Consider the following 16,856-nt stretch of genomic DNA (forward strand, 5'->3'; position numbering starts at 1 on the left):
CAGGTCCTTCAGCTCCGCTTCGCTTCGTTCAGGATGACGGTCTTCGACCGTAGAAGCTTCGCTGGGACGCGCTGCGCGTTGGAGCGTCACGCTTCTTCTGGGATGACGGGCGTTGGCGTGGTTGCTGCTGTCGTTGCAGGATGTAGCATCAGTGCAGACGCGAATTTCTTTGTACGCCTCGCGTATTTTCCTTTCGAGTTTTGCCTTTCATGCTGAAGAGTTCCCGCAGTCTTGTTGCCGCCGCAGTGCTTGCGTGCGGTGTGTCTTCGCTTTATGCGCAGAAGACCCCGATTCAGATCACGGCTGATCTGACCGAAGGCGTTCGCCACTTGTATCACGCGGAGATCGATATCCCGGTGAAGCCGGATTCGACGGCGGACTTTATTACGCCGAAGTGGATTCCGGGTACGCATGCTCCGGGTGGGCCGATTGGTGCGATTACGGGCGTGGTGTTTACGGGCAATGGCGAGACGCTGAAGTGGCGTCGCGATGATGTGGAGCTCGCCGAGTTTCACGTGACGGTGCCGAAGGGCGTGAGCAGCGTGCATGTGCATCTGGACTGCATTATTCCGGGGCGCGTGACGTCGAAGATGAGCGTGCTGGAGTGGGAGCACCTGATGATGTATCCGGCACATGTTCCGGTGAAGGATATTGCAGTTCAGCCTTCGGTGACGGTGCCTGCGGGGTGGGGTACAGGTACTGCGCTGAAGCCTGTTGGTACTGTACCGACGCCGAAGACGACCGGCGTTTTGGAAGGCGCGCATACACCGCCTACCGATGCGGTGACCACGAAGTATGACGTGACGAACGTGGAGCAGTTGGAAGATTCGCCAGTGATCACGGGCAAGTACTTCCATGAATTCGCGTTGGCCCCGGAGATTTCGCCGAAGCATTTTCTTGATGTTGTGGCGGATGAGCCTGAGGACGCGAAGATGCGTCCGGAGACGCTGGCGGAGATCGGGAATCTGGTACGCGAGGCGGATGCGAACTATGCCTCGCATCATTACAACGAGTACCACTTCCTGCTGACGCTTTCGGATCGCGCAGGCGGCGAAGGCCTGGAGCATGGCCAGTCTTCAGACAACGGCACGGGCGAAAAGGGATTCGCGGACGATGTGCACCAGTTGGCGGAAGCTGATCTGTTGGCGCACGAGTTTACGCATTCGTGGAATGGCAAATACCGGCGTCCGGCGCGGTTGTATCAACCGGATTTTGCTACGCCGCAGCAGGGCGACCTGATGTGGGTGTACGAAGGCATGACGCAGTACTGGGGCAACGTGCTGGCTGCGCGTGCGGGGCTGAAGAATGCTGAGGGCTATCGCGATCTGCTGGCGCTGTCTGCGGCGCAGTTAGATTACAAGCGTGGCCGCAACTGGCGTTCGACGGAAGACACAGCGATTGCAGGCAGCCTGATTCGTGGCGGTAATCCGCAGTGGATGAACTGGCGTCGTGGACAGGATTATTACCAGGAAGGCGAGCTTGTGTGGCTGGATGCGGATACGTTGATCCGCAAGCTGACGGATAACAAGAAGTCGCTGACGGATTTCGCGAAGATCTTTCTGGGTAAGGGGGGCAATACCGGGCCGTTGATTGTGGGCTACGAGTTCCCCGAGATTGTTGCCGATCTGAACCAGGTGGTGAAGTATGACTGGGACAAGTTCCTGCGTGACCGCATCAATGGCGTAGATCCACAGGTGGACCTGGACGGCATTGAGCGCGGCGGTTACAAGCTGGTGTACCAGGATCATCCGAGCAAGAGCGAGCGCATGCTGGCGGGAAGCCGTCGCGGTGGCTTGAATGTCTGGTATTCGCTGGGCATGCGCATCGCTGGCGAAGGTGTGATCGGCGATGTGCTGTGGGATGGGCCTGCAGACCGCGCAAAGTTGGCGCCGGGAGAAAAGATCGTCAGTGTGAATGGGCAGGCTTTCTCCGCCGATGCGCTGAAGGCTGCGATTGTGAAGGCGAAGACGGATCCTGCGCCGATTCACCTGCTGGTGCAGCAGGAAGATGCGATTCTGCCGGTGGATGTGGACTACCATGACGGCGAGCGCTATGCGGTGCTGGTGCGGCAGGAAGGGACGCCCGCTTATCTGGACGACATCATCAAGCCATTGACGACACCTCAAACGGCGGCGAAGTAGCTGCAAGAAAAAAATGAAGACCCGTCCGCGAGATTTGCGGGCGGGTTTTTCTTTAGCTTTGTCGGCGGAAATTTTCGTTTGCTGGCGGGTGTTCGTGGACAACGAGAGATAACCGCAACTTCCTGCTGCGAAGTGCGTTCTAACGTATACGGGCAGGCCGCGTATGATCGAGGGCCGCAAGCCCGGCGGAGTTTGGATTATGTGGAACCTTGCCGCACGTACTTTGGGATCGCTCGCTTTCGCGGCGGTCCTTGCCGCGCCTGTCGCGGGATTTGCCCAGTCTCAAGCTGCTTCGACCGCTACGCAGGACAAGTTGAGCGATGCGCAGGTGGAAGCGAATGTTTTGAAGGCATTTGCCGCGGATAACCGCCTGGCGAACCAGTCGATTAACTCCTCCACCGTTTTTGGAACTGTGACGCTGACCGGTTCGGTGACGGATGAGCCTTCACGCACTGCCGCGGAACAGGTGGCTGCGCATGTGGACGGCGTGAAGAAGGTGGTCAGCCAGTTGACCGTGGGTGCTCCGGCTACCGCGAGTGCTGATCCTGCAGACACAAACATGATGCCGGCGGATGGCTCGTCGCTTCCTGCGGCGCAGGGGCAGATCATTGCTGCGCAACATCCGCAGACCGATCCAGAGAACGGAAATCAGGCACCTCAGCAGCAGGGTTATGCGCAACCGCCGCAGGATGGGCAGCAGGCTGCTTCGCAGATGCCTGACGGCGATCCGAACAGCTATCCGCTGCCGGGACAGGAGAACGCTCCGCAGCAGGCGCCGCAGCGTCGTTTGTACTACCGCGATTATCAGCGTCAGATGGCGCAACAGCAGCAAGGCGGATATCCGCAGCAACAGCAGGGCTATGCGCCGCAACAAGGCCAGGCCGGTGGCGTGCAGGTGACAGTTCCTGACGGAACAGTGCTGCCGGTGCGCATCAATCATTGGATTTCAAGTGGCAACGCGCAGCCGGGATCGACGTTTGACGCGTTTGTAACCAGTGACATTCTGGCTGGTGGGCAGATTGCGATTCCTCGCGGCGCGACCGTTGAAGGAACGGTCGTAGACGCGAAGGGCGCGGGTGTGTTGAAGGGACGCGGCGAATTAACACTGCAACTGACCGCACTGAACCTGGGCGGACAGCGGATTCCGCTGCAGAGCCAGCCGTTTGTGATCAACGGACACGACAAAAGCCTGCAGTCGGTGAATTCGACGCTGATTGGCGGCGCAGTGGGTGCGTTGTTCGGCGCGGCGATCGGTGGCGGAACCGGGGCGGCGATTGGCGCGGGTGTCGGTGGTGCGGCTGGTCTGGGTACGTCGGCGGCTTCTGGCGGCGGTAATGCGAACGTTCCGGCGGAGGCGATGTTGCAGTTCCGGCTGACGTCGCCGGTGCAATTGGTGACCGTCTCCGAGGCAGAGATGCAGCGTTTGGGCGGCTATGCCGGACCTGCGAGTGCGTATCGTCAGGGGCCTGGGCCTTATGGTCGTCCTTATCCCGCTGTTGGCGTTGGGGTCTATGCGGCTCCCTATCCTTATCCGTATGGCTACTATCGTCGCGGATACTGGGGGCCGAGACCGTACTGGTACTAAGTCTGGTTCATGAGAAAGGGCTGCAGCGAGAGATGCTGCGGCCCTTTCTGTGTCTTCGCTCGGCTATACTTTCGTAAGTGTCCGTCCGGGAGGATGGACGCATGCGCGCGTCTGAACCTGTCCGCGCAACACATCCCGATTCACTCTTTGAAGGGTTTCCGTCGAAAGCCAATGATTCGTTCTCTGCAGAAGGATAACCGTGTAACAAAGGCGATTTTCGCCGTAATCATCGGCGTCGCCACGCTTTCGATGGTGCTTTACCTTGTGCCGGGTCTGTATGACGGCATCTCTGGCACGCCGCAGGGTGTGTATGCCACGGTCCGTAAACCGGGTTTCTTTGGTCGCTTCAGCGATGCGACGGAGATCAAGTCCACCGAGGTTTCGCAGGTGGCCCAGAACCTGGCGCAGCAGCAGAACCTGCCCGCGCAGTATCTGCCGTTCCTGATGCCGCGCTTTGAAGCACAGGCACAGCAGTTGCTGATTGCACAGGCGATTGAAGATCGCGAAGCTCAACGCCTTGGCCTGAGCGCAAGTGCTGCTGACGTGCAGAAGGAACTGCAGACAGGCCAGCTTGGCCAGTTCTTCTTCCCGGATGGCAAGTTCATTGGCGACGACAAGTATCGCGAGTTTGTAACGACGCGCCTTGGCTTTGCCAGCGTTGGCGAGTTTGAAGAAAAGATCCGCCAGGAGCTGACGGGCCGCAAGTTGCAGGAGTTTGTGACAGCAGGCGCGGTGGTAAGCGACAACGCTGTTCGTGAGCTGGTTCGCAAGCAGGACTCGAAGGTGAAGTTCGACTACGTGGTGATCTCGTCTGCGGATATTGCGAAGACGGTGAACCCGATCGACAGCGACCTGGAGAAGTGGTTCAACACGAACAAGGCGCGTTATGCGACGGCTGTTGCGGAGAAGCGCCAGATTGCGTACATCCCTGTAACGCTGTCGAATCTGCCGGGTGGCAAGCCGCAGGTGAGCGATGCTGATGTGCAGGCGTACTACAACGCGCATAAGGCCGACTATCACGTGGACCAGCAGGTGAAGGTACGCCACATCCTGATCTCGGCGCCGCAGGGTGATTCGCAGAAGGATGCTGCAGCGAAGGCCAAGGCACAGAGCATTCTGGACAAGATTCATGCCGGTGGCGACTTTGCCAAGCTGGCGAAGGAGAACTCGGACGATCCCGGCTCGAAGGAGCAGGGTGGTGAGCTGGGTTATGTGAAGGCCAATGGCCAGATGGTGAAGCCGTTCCAGGATGCCGCGATGGCGTTGAAGGCGGGCGAAACATCGGGTCTTGTTCGCACGACATTTGGTTACCACATCATTCAGGCTGAGGCTCGTGATGAAGCTCACGACAAGCCGCTGAGCGAAGTTGCAGGTGAGATTCGTCCAATTCTGGAACAGCAGAATGGAGCGAAGGCTCTGCAGGCGCTGACTGGACAGATTGCGAATCAGGCTGCGAAGGACGGCATGGAGAAAGCCGCTGCTGCGCACAACCTGAAGGTGACGACGTCTGGCTGGGTGACCAGCAGCGACAGCATTCCTGCGCTGCCTGATAGCGCGCAGATGATGCAGGCTGCGTTCACTGGCAAGAAGGGCGATTCGCCGCGTTTTGCTCCTGCTGGCGAAGGTACCTATGTTGTTTTCCAGACTGTGGATGTGCAGGCTGCGCATGCGCCCACGTTCGCAGAGTGGAAGGACAAGCTGCTGAACGACTATCGCAGCGAGCAGGTACCGCAGATGTTGCAGGCGAAGCTGCAGAAGCTGAGCGATCAGGCGAAGCTGCTGGGCGATCTGCATGCTGCCGCGAAGGAAATGGGCCTGCCGGTGAAGTCGTCGGATCTGGTGGACCGCACGGGCAATGTGCCGGATGTGGGTTCGATGGGCGGCGCAGCTTCCGCTGTGTTTGACCTGGCAAAGGGCGGCGTCAGTGCTCCCATTGCGAATGGTGAGAACGGCGTGGTGGCGCAGGTGACGGACAAGCAGGAGCCCTCGGCTGAGGAGATTGCGAAGTCATTCCCGGCACAGCGCGACAAGCTGGTCGAGCAGCAGCGTGCGGAGCTGTTTGGCGTTTACATGCAGACGCTGATCGATGAATACACGAAGAAGGGCGCTGTGCGGATTCATCAGAAGCCCACACAGCCAAGCTTGCCGATTGGCGGGTAAGAAAACTCTTCAAGGAACAAAGGCCGGACTCGTTTGAGTCGGCCTTTTTCTTTTGTCCCTTTAATCTTCGTCATCCTGAGCGAAGCGTAGCGTAGTCGAGACCTGCATTATTTTCCTTCACTATGAGTCGCCGGGAAACGATTCTCGCTTTGTGAAAGGGGGATGGCTTCCATGGGGCATTGCAGAGGGTTGAGGGGAATGCAGGTCCTTCGACTACACTCCGCTACGCTTCGTTTCGCTCAGGATGACGAACTTCGTTCATATGATCGCGCTTTGTGCGATGCCCAGGTTAGCTTCGCGAAACCTGGGGCACCCGGTTTCACCATCGCAATGACCATCCTGATGCGGGCTGGGTAAATGACGTCACGCTGCAGCAAGCTTCGCGTCTTTGCACCGTAAAATCGCATCACACATCACGGACATGATTTCTGAGCGACTTTCCGGTGTTTTGCTGCACGTGACCTCACTGCCTTCGCAGGGTGGCATTGGCGATTTCGGCCCCGCGGCCTATGCGTTTGTCGATTTTCTCGCAGCGGCCAAGCAGAGGCTTTGGCAGGTGTTGCCGCTGAACCCGGTGGGCTATGGAAACTCGCCTTATTCGGCCGTGTCAGCGTTTGCGGGAAATCCTCTGCTGATTAGCCTGGAGCATTTGCAGCGTGATGGATGGCTGTATGCCGGTGAGGCCGATGGTCTTGCGAACGCGCAGGGGCCAGTAGATTTTGCTCGTGCGCATGCCGAGAAACTGCCGCTGATTGAACGCGCTGCGAGGCGGTTTTTGAAACGTTGCAGCACGACGGATTGCGAAGCATTTGAAGCCTTCCGCGAGAACAGTGCGGGCTGGTTGGTGGATTACGCTCGCTTTACGATTCTGCGGCGGCGGTTTGATTACCGGCATTGGAACGAGTGGCCCGCGGAGTTAGCAGCACATGATGAGGCTGCACTGGAGAAGTTTGACGAAGAGAACCGCGACGCGATGCAGATTGAGTTCGCGGTGCAGTTCCTGTTCATGAAGCAGTGGGAGACGCTGCGCGCGTTCTGCACCAGCCGCGATATTCGCGTGATGGGCGATATGGCGATCTTTGTGTCGTACGACTCGGCGGACGTGTGGGCGAACAAGGAAGTCTTCGATCTGGATGAGCACTACAAGCCGATTGCTGTGTCCGGTGTTCCGCCGGACTATTTTTCAGAGACAGGGCAGCGATGGGGCAATCCGTTGTATCGCTGGCGCTATCTGGAGCAGCAGGGATTTCAGTGGTGGATTGATCGTGTGAAGCGGCAGATGGAGTTGTATGACCTGCTGCGGCTGGATCATTTCCGCGGATTTGAAGCGTACTGGCGCATTCCTGCGGAAGAAGAGACGGCGATGAATGGCGAGTGGATTGAAGCGCCGGGGCATGCGTTGTTCGATCGTCTGAAGGCTGCGCTGGGCGGATCTCTGCCATTTATCGCGGAAGACCTTGGCGTAATTACGGACAAGGTGGATAAGTTGCGCTGCGACTTTTCCATGCCGGGCATGCGTGTGTTGCAGTTTGGATTTTCAGGACGCGGAGCGCATCTGCATCTGCCGCACCGATACGATCGCAACACCGTCTGCTATACCGGAACGCATGACAATAACACCACGCTGGGGTGGTGGCACGAAGCGCCGGAGATGGACCGGAAGAACCTGCTGACGTATCTGGGCCCGCTGGCACATCCGAATGATTGCGTGTGGGCAATGATCCGTTGCGCGGAGCGTTCGGTGGCTTCCATCTGCATTGTGCCGTTGCAGGATCTGCTGCATCTGGGGTCCGAGGGCCGCATGAATACGCCGGGGATTCCAGAGGCGAACTGGACATGGCGATATTTGCCGGAACAGTTACATCCAGATATCAGCCGACAACTGCGGCACATTACGGAAGAGTGTGACCGTGATGCGTACATTCCTGAGGAGGTGCTGGAAAATCTCGATGCACCGCCACCGCCGGAAGCGCTGCACGACCAGAGCGGAGAGCAGCAGGGAACTCAACCAGAGGCGCTGGCCAGCGCATAGAGTGGCGTAATCGAATAGACTTCTTGGGAAGGAGTTTCTTACACGATGCCGCTGTCCGGTGAAGCGATCCGCACCATGAACTACGTTGACGATATTTCGGTAACGCTGCGCCGCATTCTGGCCGTGCTGCCTTCTCTGACCGAAGAGGAGCGCAGCCGCGTTGCTGAACACATCAAGAAATCTGAACCTAGCTACGCGTCGGTCGTTGCTGCAATTGAAGCGAAGTAAGACACGTTGAACACGGAACAAAACATGCACGCCCGCTGACGCTTGCACTGATTGGTGCAGGCAAGGCGGGCCGTTCGCTTGCTGCTGCGGCAGTGAAAGCAGGACATCGCGTGGTACTGGAAGACGTAATGCCGGCGAAGCTGCGCGAAGCACTGGAAGAGATTCCAACAGAAGGAATGCCCGGCACTCTGGAGACGGTGACCACCGTGGAAGATGCCGTGCGCCAGGCCGATCTGGCAATCGATTTTGTGCCGGATGAGTTGGAATCGAAGCTGGAGATTGTCTGCATGGTGGACCGCATGGCCCCGCCGAAGACGATTCTTTGCATTCAGACGCGTGCGTTGAATGTGACCGATCTTGCCTCTTGCACTTATCGCGCGGACCGCTGTGTGGGCTTGGCGTTTGACGATGCTTCAGCCTTGATCACGCGCGGTGCGAAGACGTCAGATGAGACTCTGCAGTTAGTGGAAGCTTTTGCGCGGTCTTGCCGTGAGGCAGTTGCGCTGCGCGAAGAGACGCCGGTTCTGTCCTGATTCATTTCTTCTCACTATTGAGAAGCTGTGGCGGCGCGACGATGCGTCCGTGCAGGATGACTGCTGCGATTCGGGTTGTGTTGTGGATGTCATCCAGCGGATTGGCTTCGAGAAGGACAAGGTTCGCGACTTTTCCGGCTTCCACTGTGCCATCCGTCCGTGTTCTTTTCAGGAACTTTGCGGGTTGGATCGTGGCTGTCTGAAGAGCCTGCATGGGAGTGAGGCCGGCATCGACCAGGGCGACCAATTCATCCTGAATGGTGCCACCTTTGGCGTTTGGCGGTAGGTCTGTTCCTGCAAGTAGACCGACGCCTTGTCTCTGCATGAGTGGGACCAACGAGGTGTTCTTTGCGATCACTTTGTCAGCCCAAAGCAGATCTTCTTTGGAATATTGCGCATCACCTTCCCATAGCGTGTGCAGCGCGACGAGCGTGGGACACAGCCACGTATCGTTTTTCTTGAATCGCGCTATGAGTGCAGCAGCTTTGGTGTCGTCGTAGCTTTCGATGAGCCGTTTGGTGAATGCGGCGTGCATATTCGCCATTGGCGGCGGACTGTGTTGGTCCAGCGCTTTGAGAATATCTTTGTAAAACTGAACTTCTTCTGCGTGCAACGCCGCTTCTTCTTTTGAAGAGCCGATGAGTACTCCCCAAAAGCGTCCGCCCATGTGCTCGATGCTGTGCTGACCAAGGTCGGAGGCTTCTTCCGGCAATACGGTTGGCGGGATGTGACCGACGAAGGTGAGCCCATCTTTGTGCGCTTGTTCCGCGACGGCGAGATAGATGTTATGCGGAATTGCGTCCTGCACCTTGATGAAGTCCACACCGCTTGCGTGCAGCATATCGATTGTTTGTCGCGCTTCGGCTGTGTCGTTTACGGAGATGAAGACTGGCTGCTTAAAAGGGAGTGGCCCCTGCACAATCGGGCCGGCAACGACCATGTCAGGGCCAATTATTTTGCCATCTGCAGTTTCTTTCCGGAGGCGAAGGATGTCTTCCAGAGGCGATCCCATGTCTCTAACGCCAGTGATGCCTTTGGCGAGATAGTCCGCGAGCGCACGCTTTCCATCTGCGTAGGCACCGAGATGAACGTGCATATTCCATAGGCCCGGAATAAGGAACTTACCTTGCGCATCAAGAGTCTGCGCATTTGCGGGGATTCTTAAGTGCGAAAAGGATGTAATCTTTTTGATCTGTCCGTTCATGATGAGAACAGACATGCCCGCGCGAGGTGCGCTTTCATTGCCGGTAATGATGGTCACATTGCGGATGACAAGAGGGCGTTCCGCAGACGCGGAAGACAAGGCCCATAGGAGGGCCAGAATCGCAATCAGACATCGTTTCGCCATGACCAGACGCTACGTGTAATGGAGGCGGAAAGTTCCTTATGAACAAAAAGCAAGGCCCTGAACGTCTTCAGGGCCATCTGGTGTGGACTTAACTTCAGTCCTGATGTTTAGCGGTGTGCCGTCTGCTGCTGGCCCGTGGGGCGCGGCGAACTGTTGTGATAGCTGGGTGCGCTATCGTGTGTGCGCGGCGAGCGGTCGTGCTCCTGGGCGGCGATGGCAAGTGGTGTGGCGAGGGCAAGAAGAACTGCGGCGATACGATACGTCATGGGGAACACCCCTGATGAGTCGGGCACCGTCGAGCGGTCGCGGCCATTGCCAGACTCGGCTTGGGAAGCGGGACATTTACATACCGGGTCCGTTCAAAACCACCGGTACGGTTGGCCTTATGCCAATCCTCGAAGGTGGCGTTCCGGGTGTCGACGCCCCGGTTCGGACCAACTTCGGTACACATTTCTAGACGCGCGAATTCGATCGAGGATTCATGTTTTTGGGGAGCTGTTGCCTCTGATGGCACAGGAAAGGGACGCAGCTTTACGCCACGTCCCTATGTCGAATGAAGTCAGATTAATCCGTCGACTTGGGGCGCTCGTAGGGCTTTTGCAACAGGGCGCGAGCTTCGTTGATGGCGCCTTGCGTGTTGTCGTTGGTCTGCACAGCGAGGCGGTATTCCTGCACGGCGCGGTCGCGCTGGCCGGTGATATCAAAAATTTTGCCTAAGCCGATGTGGCTCCAGACCTGCGTCCAGCGCGGGTCTCCATCGCCGCGGAGCGCATCGCGATAGCTATTGGCGGCGGATTGGTAGTTACGCTGCGTGAAAAAGATTTCCGCGATGCGATAGGTGGCGAGCGATGAGTTCTTGTTGGTGTCGAGTGCCTTCTGGTACTCGGCGAGAGCGCCGATGAGATCGCCCTGTGCGACGAGTTGCTGGCCCTTCAGCACGGCAACGCGAACAGCGAGGTCGGGTGTGCTCTTGAGAATCCAGTTGTCGGGATCGATGACGATGCGGCGCGGGCGACCGAAGGTTTCGATGGTGTACGCGGAGTCGGTACCGGAGACGTCGATCTTGCGTGTTTCCGTCTTACCGTCGGTTTCAATGCGGAGGTCGACAGGCATACGGAAGAGGTCGAGGTCCTGCGCCACGGTGCCGACGGTGCGGAAGCCTTTGCCGCCGCCTAAGCGGTAGACCGTGTACTTGTTCTGGAAGGTGGGCGAACCCGTGCCGTCCAGCCATTGCGCGAAGAACGGCGTCAAGTTGGTGTTGTCACCCGCGGTGAGTTTGGCGATGTTCTCCAGATCAGAGGTGCGCACGGGCTTATCGCGGTACGTGGAGAGCAGGTTCTTCAGGAAGGTGAGGAACTTGTCGTCGCCAAACTGGTAGCGCAGCATGTGAAAGACCATGGCGCCCTTTTCCAGCGTCATGGACTGGAACTGCGGCGAGAATGGGTCGATGCGGGCCAGTGTGGTGAGAGGCTGCGTGTCGTAAGCGAGCGCGCCTGCCTCAATATCGAGCATGGCGGTCTGCAACGCGGTTTTGCCGCCGTTCTCTTCCAGATTCATCAACTCGCTGTAGCGCGCCATGCCGTTGGTGATCCATGCGTCGTTGAGCGTGGCCGGACTTATCTCGGAACCGAACCACTGGTGCGCAATGGTGTTGGCGAGGAGGCGATGGCTATTCTTGTCGCCGATTCGATTCCCCGCGATGGCGATGACTTCCGGACCCCACGAGGCGCTGACGGAGTCGTCTGGAATTTCGACGATTTGCAGGATGCCGGATTCTGGCGCGCCAAAGCTCTGGGTGAAGAACTCCTGTTGCTGCGCAGCGGTAGCGGCGTATTCAGCGGCGTTGGCCTTGTGCTTCTCGGTTACGTAGACGGAAATCTGGCGGGCGTCTGGGGTTTTGATCGCGGGAAGGAATTTGCCGACGACCAGTGTTCCGGGCAGGCCGGGTTTCGTCCAGGCGAAGTCAAACTCGGTCTTATTGCCGGGCATGGCCTTCTTGGCGAGGAAGCCGCTGGAGACGGCGGTTTCGCCTTCCGGCACGGTGACCTTCAGGTCCATGGTGAATCGGTTGGTGTACAGGCCGACCATCGGGAACCAGCGTCCGGGATAGAGCAGGATGGAGACCGGATCGGCGATGGCGGCCATCTTGATGCCTTCGACCGGACTTGTATCCTCGTCTTTCAGGATGCCCGCGTAAGCGAATGTAAACGTGGCACTTGTGCCGCTGGCCATGGGTGCGGGAAGCGAGACGGTGACGGTGGAGCGTCGCGCGTCGCGGTCGCTGTCGAGCGGCTTGGGACCAGGGCCGGTGATCTTGGTGACTCGCAGACCGTTGTTCAGCTCGAAGGTGGCGGAGGTGATGTCCTGGTTCGCCGTGAAGGTGACCTGCGCAGTAGCGGTGAGGCGCTGTGCGGTGGGGTCGACTTCGGCGGTGATGGCATAGCCTGTGACGCTGATGGGCTGTCGCGTGGAACTCTGCGCAAAGGCAGCGGAGCCGAGCGCGAGGAGGGCGGCGCTGGCAAAGGCGAGTGTCGTGCGAATCGCAGGCATGCTGGCAGAAATCCTTTTGGTGCAGGGACAGACTAGCCGGTTCTCCCGAGCTGTCAAACGGTTAGACGCAGAACGGCGGGGTGTGTTGTGAGGTATCAGGGTAGTACCTCCAGAACGGCGTCGCGCAGACTTTCAATGGCGGTGCGGTTGGTGGGACTAAGAAGCCGTCGACGGACTTCGGCGAGGGCTTCGACTTGCTCTTCGCGCTGGGGAGTATCGGCAAGCAGCGGCTTCAGGGCTGCGGACACGTTTGCGCCGGTGAATTGCTCCTGCAGGAGCTCCGGGACGATGCGGCTACGGGCGATGAGATTGACCATGGCGATGGGCAGGTTGCCGTGGGCGTCGATCTCTGCGGGGATCTCTGGCGGGTACTGCACGAGCGCCTTGGCCATGCGGAAGGTGAGATTGGAGACGCGGTAGACCACGACGAAGGGCGTGCCGATGACGGCAGCCTGTACGGTTGCTGTTCCACTGGCTACGACTGCGGCGCGGCTATGCATGAGAGCTGCTCGTGCGTCGGTTACCAAATGGATGCTTGGGATGTTCGTTGCCGCCTGCATGCGTTGGCGTCGTTCACGACTGACTGTGGGTGCTACGGGGATGAGGTATTCGTTGTCATCGCTGAGTAGCTTTGCAGCTTGCACAAGCTCGGGAAGGTTCGCGTCGATCTCACCACCGCGGCTGCCGGGCAACATGGCGATCCATTGTTTGTGTGGATTCAAGCTGTGCTGTTTGGCATAGTCTTCGCGCGAGGTTGTGGGTAGCGGTTGTTCCGCTAAAGGATGGCCAACGAACTCGGCTTGTACGCCGCGATTGGCATAGAAGGGCTGCTCGAACGGGAAGATGGTGAGCATCTTCGCAACGCGCTGTTGCACCCAGCGCAGACGCTTGCGCTTCCATGCCCATAGCTGCGGTGAGACGAACCAGATGACTGGCACGCCCATGCGCTTGAGGTGTTTGGCGAGGCGGAAGTTCACATCGGGGAAGTCGATGAGGACAGCGACGTCTGGCCGCTCCTTTTTTATCGACTGAACCAGCGTGTTGTAGCTGCGCAGAATGGTGGGGATGTGGCGAAGGATCTCCGTGATGCCCATGACGGCGACGTCTTCTGCGCGGATGACTCGATGTTGTCCTGCGGCTTCCATGACGGTGCCGCCAAGGCCGGTGAAGCGAGCTTCAGGGAGCACGGTGCGAAGGGCTGTGATCAGCTCTGCGCCGTAGTGGTCGCCGGAGGCTTCGCCTGCTGACAGAAAAATGAGCGGACTCTTCACGCACCTTCAGTCTAGTGGCTTGAGTACGAATGTGCAGGTGGCAGAAAAAATCGTCGAAGCAGAAAGAAGAATTTTCTGTGCAACATACCCGACGTAGCCGTGTCTTCACGTTTGTCCCGCAGCCATGCTGCGAACAAAGGGAGACGATTCTGATGAAGACGTTCACACGCACTGCCACTCTTGCAGCCATTGCTGCTTTCGCTGCTGCTGTTCCATTGGCACAGCATGTATCCGCGCAGTCTTTTGCGATTGGCATTTCCATTCATACCGCGCCGCCGGTGTTGCCGGTGTATGTGCAGCCGCCGTGCCCGCAGCCGGGTTACATGTGGACGCCTGGATACTGGGCCTGGGGTCCAGAAGGTTATTACTGGGTTCCCGGTGTGTGGGTAGCTCCGCCTCGCGTGGGTGTATTGTGGACGCCCGGTTACTGGGGCTTTGAGAGCGGCGCTTACCTGTGGCATGCAGGCTACTGGGGTCCGCATGTTGGCTTCTATGGCGGCGTGAACTATGGCTTTGGATATGGCGGCGTAGGCTTTGGCGGTGGCATGTGGTCCGGTGGCGTCTTCCGTTACAACACTGCCGTGATGAATGTGAACACGACGGTGATCCACAACACCTACATTGACCGTACGGTGATCCACAATACGGTGGTGAATCGCACCAGCTTCAATGGCCCTGGCGGTATTGGAGCACGGCCTACACCGCAGCAAATGGCATTCAGCCGTGAGCAGCACTTTGGTGCAACGGTGAACCAGCAGCAGCACCAGAACTTCGCAGCGCAGGATCGGAATGCGTTTGCCAGGAACAATGGTGGACGTCCGCAGACGATGGCGATGACGAATGTAGGCGGCACTCGCTTTAGCGCTCAGGGACGTCCTACTGGCGCACCGGCGATGAACGCGGGAGCGCGTCCGGGCGGACCTGCGAATGCAGCTCCGGTGCAGCGTGGCTTTGCCAACAACACGGTGAATAATCGTGAGGTGAATCAGCAGCAGCGCATTGGCAATGGCATTGAAAGTGGCCGTATGTCACCGGGCGAGGCAGCGCGCGCGGAAAATCGGCAGCAATCGATTGATCGCCAGGTGCGTCAGGATCGTGTGGCGAATGGCGGTCGGATGACGGCTCCGGAACGGCAGCAGGTGAACCACGAACAGAACGCTGCCAGCCGTCAGATCAGCCACGAAAACCATAACGAGGCACACGGCCCGCGTCGTTAAACAGCACTGAAATAAAGAGGGCGGGCTTATAACTAAGCGCGCCCTCTTTATTTGCACGATGCTTGCTTCTTAGTGGATGGCGACTGCGCCGCCGAGCCATGCTTCCAGTGTGACGTGGAGCAGATAGTACGTTAGCGCGCCGACGAGGGCTGCGCCGGGGAAGGTGAGAATCCAGCCATAGATAATGCGTTTGGCCCAGATCCAGCGAACGGCGTGAAGGCCACGCGTGGCACCGACGCCCGAGATGGCTCCGCCGATGGCATGAGTGGTTGATATAGGAACCTTCGCAACAGTGGCAAGACCGATGGTGATGGCGGCGGCCATTTCTGCAGAAAAACCACCCATGGGACGCAGGTGCGGCGTAATGCGCGAACCCATCGTTTTGACGATCTTCCATCCACCGATCATGGTGCCGGCGGCGATGGCTGCGTGGCAGGACAGGATGATCCAGATGGGAATTTCGTGATGACGACCGAAGAGGACCGCGTGGCCCTGCGCATAGTTGCCGTAGCCGGTGGCGACTAGCGTGGCCACGATGATGCCCATGGTCTTCTGCGCGTCGTTGGTACCGTGGCCTAGTGAGTACGCTCCGGCGGAGATAAGCTGCAGGCGGCGGAACCAGCGGGCGGCTTTTTCACGCGGTGTTGTATGGCTGGTCCACGCCACGATATGCATGATGATGTAGCCCAAAATCATGCCGACGAGCGGAGACAGAATAAGGAAGATGAGGATGGAACCCCATCCTGTGCCCCAACCCGTGAAGAGAATGGCGCGATAGCTGCCGAACGATGCGATGGCCGCACCCGCGAGGGCCGAGATGATTGCGTGAGAAGAGCTGGTAGGCAGGGCGAGATACCAGGTCAGCAGATTCCAGAGGATTGCGCCGATGAGGCCAGCAAGGACCACATAAATGGTCATAGCCTCTGGGCGGATGAGACCGCTGCTGATGGTGTGCGCCACACCGGTACCAAAGACGAAGGCCGCGATGAAGTTGAAGATGGCAGCCCAGACGACGGCTTGCGGCGGCGTCAGCACGCGTGTGGTGACGATGGTGGCGATGGAGTTCGCCGCATCGTGCACGCCGTTGAGGAAGTCAAACCCCAGAGCGATGACGACCGTAATGATGACAAGAAGCAGAGGCGCTGCGTGCATGCGTCAGTCGTTCTTCAGAAGAATGCGCTCAATGGTGCGGCCAAGGTTGTCGAGGAGGTAGATCGCCTCGAGCATCAGGTCGTGGACCTCGCGCTTTTTCATGACCGAGATGGGATCCGGCTGGCCACTGTACAGTTCCACCAGAAACTTATCGCGGCTCTGGCGGGCAGCTTCTTCCTGGCGGCCGATTTCGTCCAGATTGCCGCGGAGTTCGCTGAGTTTCGCCTTTTTGCGCAGGCGGTTCAGCGTAGCTGAAACCTCAGACGCCATGGTGTCAATGGCCGTGGTGTGTGCGCGCAGGGAGGGGTGCATCTCCTCAAGCCGGTAGAGTTCCATGCGGCGGCCAGCCGAGGCGATGACAGCAATCGCCTCGTAAATGCGGCTGGTGAGTTCGAGGATGTCTTCGCGGTCGAACGGGGTGATGAAAGCGGTGTCGAGCCGGAGGAGCGTTTCGCGCATGACGCGGTGCGCTTCATGGCGGCTTTGCTCCATTTTGGCGACGTGACCGTTCGTGCCAGGCCAGAGATTCATGCTTCCAGCGAGTTGGTCAGAGACCACCACCAGGCACTTGCCAAGTTGCTCAAAGTGGTCAAAAAAACTTCTGTCCTGTGGCATCACGCTGAACATGCTTGCGTTCTT

General features: G+C 58.6%; 13 protein-coding genes. 7 read left to right on the top strand and 6 right to left on the bottom strand.

Features of this window, described 5'->3' with window-relative positions:
• The first annotated feature begins 209 nt into the window (after window positions 1-209).
• The 6 genes from JAO32_RS05585 to JAO32_RS05610 all read left to right on the top strand — a co-directional run bounded on the left by JAO32_RS05585 (window position 210) and on the right by JAO32_RS05610 (window position 8,679).
• Complete coding sequence (locus JAO32_RS05585; protein ID WP_334238345.1) at window positions 210-2,141, top strand: M61 family metallopeptidase; 1,932 nt, start codon at window positions 210-212, stop codon at window positions 2,139-2,141.
• A 163-nt stretch (window positions 2,142-2,304) separates the two neighbouring features.
• Window positions 2,305-3,726, top strand: coding sequence for a BON domain-containing protein (locus tag JAO32_RS05590; RefSeq protein ID WP_334238347.1), 1,422 nt, complete (start codon window positions 2,305-2,307; stop codon window positions 3,724-3,726).
• 171 nt (window positions 3,727-3,897) lie between these two features.
• The gene (locus JAO32_RS05595) at window positions 3,898-5,886 is read left to right on the top strand and encodes a peptidylprolyl isomerase (protein WP_334238350.1); all 1,989 of its coding nucleotides are present in this window, start codon (window positions 3,898-3,900) and stop codon (window positions 5,884-5,886) included.
• Between the two features lie 388 nt (window positions 5,887-6,274).
• Window positions 6,275-7,918, top strand: coding sequence for a 4-alpha-glucanotransferase (malQ, locus tag JAO32_RS05600; protein WP_334238352.1), 1,644 nt, complete (start codon window positions 6,275-6,277; stop codon window positions 7,916-7,918).
• Window positions 7,919-7,963: 45 nt separating this feature from the next.
• Complete coding sequence (locus tag JAO32_RS05605) at window positions 7,964-8,146, top strand: hypothetical protein (RefSeq protein ID WP_334238355.1); 183 nt, start codon at window positions 7,964-7,966, stop codon at window positions 8,144-8,146.
• A 50-nt stretch (window positions 8,147-8,196) separates the two neighbouring features.
• A complete protein-coding gene (locus tag JAO32_RS05610) occupies window positions 8,197-8,679 on the top strand; it encodes a 3-hydroxyacyl-CoA dehydrogenase NAD-binding domain-containing protein (RefSeq protein ID WP_443082576.1) in 483 nt (160 codons plus the stop codon).
• 1 nt (window position 8,680) lies between these two features.
• On the opposite strand, the gene JAO32_RS05615 is transcribed toward JAO32_RS05610, so the two are convergent.
• The 4 genes from JAO32_RS05615 to lpxB form a co-directional block, all read right to left on the bottom strand.
• Window positions 8,681-10,027 (bottom strand): amidohydrolase family protein, encoded by a 1,347-nt coding sequence (locus JAO32_RS05615; protein WP_334238357.1) that lies wholly within the window; start codon window positions 10,025-10,027, stop codon window positions 8,681-8,683.
• A 107-nt stretch (window positions 10,028-10,134) separates the two neighbouring features.
• Window positions 10,135-10,293: a hypothetical protein gene (locus tag JAO32_RS05620; RefSeq protein WP_334238359.1), complete on the bottom strand. Its 159-nt coding sequence runs from the start codon at window positions 10,291-10,293 to the stop codon at window positions 10,135-10,137.
• Between the two features lie 298 nt (window positions 10,294-10,591).
• The gene (locus JAO32_RS05625; RefSeq protein WP_334238361.1) at window positions 10,592-12,577 is read right to left on the bottom strand and encodes a M1 family aminopeptidase; all 1,986 of its coding nucleotides are present in this window, start codon (window positions 12,575-12,577) and stop codon (window positions 10,592-10,594) included.
• A gap of 95 nt (window positions 12,578-12,672) precedes the next feature.
• Complete coding sequence (gene lpxB, locus JAO32_RS05630; RefSeq protein WP_334238363.1) at window positions 12,673-13,848, bottom strand: lipid-A-disaccharide synthase; 1,176 nt, start codon at window positions 13,846-13,848, stop codon at window positions 12,673-12,675.
• Window positions 13,849-14,000: 152 nt separating this feature from the next.
• Between lpxB and JAO32_RS05635 the strand changes: the two genes are divergently transcribed.
• On the top strand, window positions 14,001-15,065 hold the full coding sequence (locus JAO32_RS05635) for a YXWGXW repeat-containing protein (RefSeq protein WP_334238365.1): 1,065 nt from the start codon (window positions 14,001-14,003) through the stop codon (window positions 15,063-15,065).
• 69 nt (window positions 15,066-15,134) lie between these two features.
• On the opposite strand, the gene JAO32_RS05640 is transcribed toward JAO32_RS05635, so the two are convergent.
• Window positions 15,135-16,217: an inorganic phosphate transporter gene (locus tag JAO32_RS05640; protein ID WP_334238366.1), complete on the bottom strand. Its 1,083-nt coding sequence runs from the start codon at window positions 16,215-16,217 to the stop codon at window positions 15,135-15,137.
• Window positions 16,218-16,220: 3 nt separating this feature from the next.
• Window positions 16,221-16,844 (bottom strand): DUF47 domain-containing protein, encoded by a 624-nt coding sequence (locus JAO32_RS05645; RefSeq protein WP_334238368.1) that lies wholly within the window; start codon window positions 16,842-16,844, stop codon window positions 16,221-16,223.
• Window positions 16,845-16,856 lie beyond the last annotated feature (12 nt).

Source organism: Terriglobus sp. ADX1 (assembly GCF_036877645.1).
GTDB lineage: Bacteria > Acidobacteriota > Terriglobia > Terriglobales > Acidobacteriaceae > Terriglobus.

Excerpts from the sequence above, each read along its gene's own strand:
- JAO32_RS05585 (WP_334238345.1), top strand. The coding sequence starts at position 210 with ATGCTGAAGAGTTCCCGCAGTCTTGTTGCCGCCGCAGTGCTTGCGTGC.
- JAO32_RS05590 (WP_334238347.1), top strand. The coding sequence starts at position 2,305 with ATGATCGAGGGCCGCAAGCCCGGCGGAGTTTGGATTATGTGGAACCTT.
- JAO32_RS05595 (WP_334238350.1), top strand. The coding sequence starts at position 3,898 with ATGATTCGTTCTCTGCAGAAGGATAACCGTGTAACAAAGGCGATTTTC.
- JAO32_RS05605 (WP_334238355.1), top strand. The coding sequence starts at position 7,964 with ATGCCGCTGTCCGGTGAAGCGATCCGCACCATGAACTACGTTGACGAT.
- JAO32_RS05615 (WP_334238357.1), bottom strand. The coding sequence starts at position 10,027 with ATGGCGAAACGATGTCTGATTGCGATTCTGGCCCTCCTATGGGCCTTG.
- JAO32_RS05620 (WP_334238359.1), bottom strand. The coding sequence starts at position 10,293 with ATGACGTATCGTATCGCCGCAGTTCTTCTTGCCCTCGCCACACCACTT.
- JAO32_RS05625 (WP_334238361.1), bottom strand. The coding sequence starts at position 12,577 with ATGCCTGCGATTCGCACGACACTCGCCTTTGCCAGCGCCGCCCTCCTC.
- JAO32_RS05635 (WP_334238365.1), top strand. The coding sequence starts at position 14,001 with ATGAAGACGTTCACACGCACTGCCACTCTTGCAGCCATTGCTGCTTTC.
- JAO32_RS05640 (WP_334238366.1), bottom strand. The coding sequence starts at position 16,217 with ATGCACGCAGCGCCTCTGCTTCTTGTCATCATTACGGTCGTCATCGCT.
- JAO32_RS05645 (WP_334238368.1), bottom strand. The coding sequence starts at position 16,844 with ATGTTCAGCGTGATGCCACAGGACAGAAGTTTTTTTGACCACTTTGAG.